General features: G+C 68.2%; 3 protein-coding genes. All 3 read right to left on the bottom strand.

The window, feature by feature from the left end; genetic code table 11:
• Positions 1–152 precede the first annotated feature (152 nt).
• Positions 153–1,439, bottom strand: coding sequence for an ATP-dependent Clp protease ATP-binding subunit ClpX (gene clpX / locus ACFW9D_RS38185; protein ID WP_188338947.1), 1,287 nt, complete (start codon positions 1,437–1,439; stop codon positions 153–155).
• Positions 1,440–1,594: 155 nt separating this feature from the next.
• Positions 1,595–2,254 carry an ATP-dependent Clp protease proteolytic subunit gene (locus tag ACFW9D_RS38190; RefSeq protein WP_188338946.1) on the bottom strand — a complete coding sequence of 220 codons (660 nt, stop codon included), beginning with the start codon at positions 2,252–2,254 and terminating at the stop codon, positions 1,595–1,597.
• A gap of 65 nt (positions 2,255–2,319) precedes the next feature.
• The gene (locus tag ACFW9D_RS38195; protein ID WP_188341570.1) at positions 2,320–2,925 is read right to left on the bottom strand and encodes an ATP-dependent Clp protease proteolytic subunit; all 606 of its coding nucleotides are present in this window, start codon (positions 2,923–2,925) and stop codon (positions 2,320–2,322) included.
• Positions 2,926–3,409: the final 484 nt, after the last annotated feature.

Consider the following 3,409-nt stretch of genomic DNA (forward strand, 5'->3'; position numbering starts at 1 on the left):
ATTATCTTCGCGGGCGCCCCCCCCCCCGACGTCCCGCCCGGCGTCCGCCCCCCTGCCCGCCCCCCGGCTCCCGAACCCGTGCCCCCGGGGCCCCGGCCCCCACAACCCCCGGCCGCCCCTCTCCTTGTCAGCTCGCGCCAACCGCCGTGCGGCTACGCCGACTTCTGCTCGCCGTTGCCCGTGCCGCGGGCGTCGCGCGGGATCAGGGTCGGGTTCACGTTCGAGTGGACGGCTTCCGCCGTGATGACCACTCGGGCCACGTCCTTGCGGGACGGGACCTCGTACATCACCGACTGGAGGACCTCTTCCATGATGGCGCGCAGGCCTCGGGCGCCGGTGCGGCGCAGGATGGCCTGGTCGGCGATGGCCTCGAGGGCCTCGCGCTCGAAGTCCAGCTCCACTCCGTCGAGTTCGAAGAGGCGCTGGTACTGCTTCACCAGCGCGTTGCGCGGCTCGACGAGGATCTGGAGCAGGGCCTCGCGGTCCAGGTTGTGGACCGAGGTGATGACCGGGAGGCGGCCGATGAACTCGGGGATCATCCCGAACTTCACCAGGTCCTCCGGCATGACCTCCTGGAACTGGTCCTTCTCCTCCAGCTCGCGCTTGGAGTGGATCGTCGCGCCGAAGCCGATGCCCTTGGCGCCGGCCCGCGACTCGATGATCTTCTCCAGACCGGCGAACGCGCCGCCCACGATGAACAGGACGTTCGTCGTGTCGATCTGGATGAACTCCTGGTGCGGGTGCTTGCGGCCGCCCTGCGGGGGCACGGACGCCGTCGTGCCTTCGAGGATCTTCAGGAGGGCCTGCTGGACGCCCTCGCCCGACACGTCACGGGTGATGGAAGGGTTCTCGCTCTTCCGCGCGACCTTGTCGATCTCGTCGATGTAGATGATCCCGGTCTCGGCCTTCTTGACGTCGTAGTCCGCGGCCTGGATCAGCTTCAGCAGGATGTTCTCGACGTCCTCGCCGACGTAGCCCGCCTCCGTGAGGGCGGTGGCGTCGGCGATCGCGAACGGGACGTTCAGCATGCGCGCCAGCGTCTGGGCGAGGAGTGTCTTGCCCGAGCCGGTGGGGCCGAGGAGCAGGATGTTGGACTTCGCGAGTTCGATCGCGTCGTCACGGCCCTGCGCTCCGCCGTTCTCGCCGGCCTGGACGCGCTTGTAATGGTTGTACACGGCCACGGAGAGCGCCTTCTTGGCGGCTTCCTGGCCCACGACGTAGCTCTCGAGGAACTCGTAGATCTCGCGAGGCTTGGGCAGTTCCTCCCAGCGCACCTCGCTCGTCTCCGCGAGCTCTTCCTCGATGATCTCGTTGCAGAGGTCGATGCACTCGTCGCAGATGTACACACCGGGGCCTGCGATGAGCTTCTTGACCTGCTTCTGGCTCTTTCCGCAGAACGAGCACTTGAGCAGATCGCCGCCGTCACCGATGCGTGCCACGAGGTGCTTCCCCTTCGCCTGGGAGACGCCACGTTCAGCGGCTCCTGGTGCCTGTATCCGACGGTACCTTGCCGGGCCCCCCGTTCGGGCCCCCCTTGGCACGGTTCACTTCGACGTGAACCGTGCCGGGGAACGGCAGACGATACAGCGTGCTGTTACGCGATCGCTTCGTTGTTCATCTTGCGCGTCGAGATGATCTGGTCGATCAGGCCGTACGCGAGGGCGTCCTCGGCCGTGAGGATCTTGTCGCGCTCGATGTCGTCGCGGATCTTCTCGATCGGCGTCGTCGAGTGCTTGGCCAGCATCTCCTCCAGCTGCGTACGCATCCGGAGGATCTCGTTGGCCGCGATCTCCAGGTCGGAGAGCTGCTCACGGCCGGTGCCGCCGGAGGGCTGGTGGATCAGCACGCGCGCGTTCGGCAGGGCCATGCGCTTGCCCGGGGTGCCGGCGGCGAGGAGCACGGCGGCCGCGGAGGACGCCTGGCCCATGCAGACCGTCTGAATGTCCGGCTTCACGAACTGCATCGTGTCGTAGATGGCCGTGAGGGCCGTGAACGAGCCACCGGGGCTGTTGATGTAGATGGAGATGTCGCGGTCCGGGTCCATCGACTCCAGGCACAGCAGCTGCGCCATGACGTCGTTGGCCGACGCGTCGTCGATCTGCACGCCGAGGAAGATCACGCGCTCCTCGAAGAGCTTCGCGTACGGGTCGTACTCGCGCACGCCCTGCGAGGTGCGCTCGACGAAGCGCGGGATCACGTAGCGGTTGTCGACCTGCGGGCCCGTGTAGAGGCCGCTGCCGGGGATGTTGTTCATGATGGCGGTGTTCCGTCCTGGTGAAGGAAGCAGTGGGCTGGGTCGGCCGGTGCTGATCGCGGGGATCAGGCGCCCGTGCCGCCGCCGCCCGGAACACCCGTAGCGGCAGTGATGATCTCGTCGATGAGGCCGTACTCCTTGGCCTCCTCGGCGGTGTACCAGCGGTCGCGGTCGCCGTCACGGATGATCGTCTCGACGGTCTGGCCGGAGTGCTGGGCCGTGATCCGCGCCATGCGCTGCTTCGTGCGCAGCAGGTACTCGGCCTGGATCTTGACGTCGGAGGCCGTGCCGCCGATGCCGGCGGAGCCCTGGTGCATCAGGATGTCGGTGTTCGGGAGCGCGAAGCGCTTGCCCGCCGTGCCGCCGGTGAGCAGGAACTGGCCCATGGAGGCCGCCATGCCCATACCGATCGTGACCACGTCGTTCGGGATGTACTGCATGGTGTCGTAGATCGCCATGCCGGCCGTCACCGAGCCGCCGGGGCTGTTGATGTAGAGGTAGATGTCCTTCTCCGGGTCCGCGGCCAGGAGGAGCATCTGCGCGGTGATCTTGTTGGCGATGTCGTCGTCGACCTGCTGGCCGAGGAAGACGATTCGCTCGCCGAGCAGCCGGTTGTAGACATGGTCGCCGAGGCCACCACCGATGGACGGCTCGCCGGCGGCGGAAGGCATCTGAATCGTCACGTATCCACCTGCTCGTCTCTGACGGCTAGCGCGCCGTCTCGCGTCTCTAACTGAGGCCGGGGCCCTCGCTCGGGGACTCCCCTGCCCTCGTATTCATGGACCCTAACGCGCGGGCCCCTCCGGGGAATCCCGGGAATGGAACTGTTCGCTGTGAGCGCATGCGCTCCGCTGGGGTGCGGGGGGTATGACTCGGCCGGGGTTGCGATCGGCCCCCCTACCGGGGGCGCGGTCGCGTCTGCCGGCGGCGGTCGCGTGGCGGGTGCGGCTCGTACGTGGCTGGTCGCGCCCCGCGACGGAGTCGCTGATCGGGTACAGCCCCGCGCCCCTGAAGGGCACACTCCGTGCGCCCCCAGAGGGCCACCGGTCGCGCCCCCAGAGAGCTACCGGCCGACCCCGAAGGGCTGCCGGTCTCGCCCCGCGACAGAGTCGCTGCGTGGGTGCCGTCTCGGGGCGCCGGGGTGCAGCAGTCCCC

Origin of the sequence: Streptomyces sp. NPDC059524, assembly GCF_042749255.1 — a bacterium.
In the GTDB taxonomy this organism is placed as follows: domain Bacteria; phylum Actinomycetota; class Actinomycetes; order Streptomycetales; family Streptomycetaceae; genus Streptomyces; species Streptomyces xanthii.

Coding starts and splice junctions, on each gene's coding strand:
- ACFW9D_RS38190 (WP_188338946.1), bottom strand. CDS start 2,254: ATGAACAACATCCCCGGCAGCGGCCTCTACACGGGCCCGCAGGTCGAC.
- ACFW9D_RS38195 (WP_188341570.1), bottom strand. CDS start 2,925: ATGCCTTCCGCCGCCGGCGAGCCGTCCATCGGTGGTGGCCTCGGCGAC.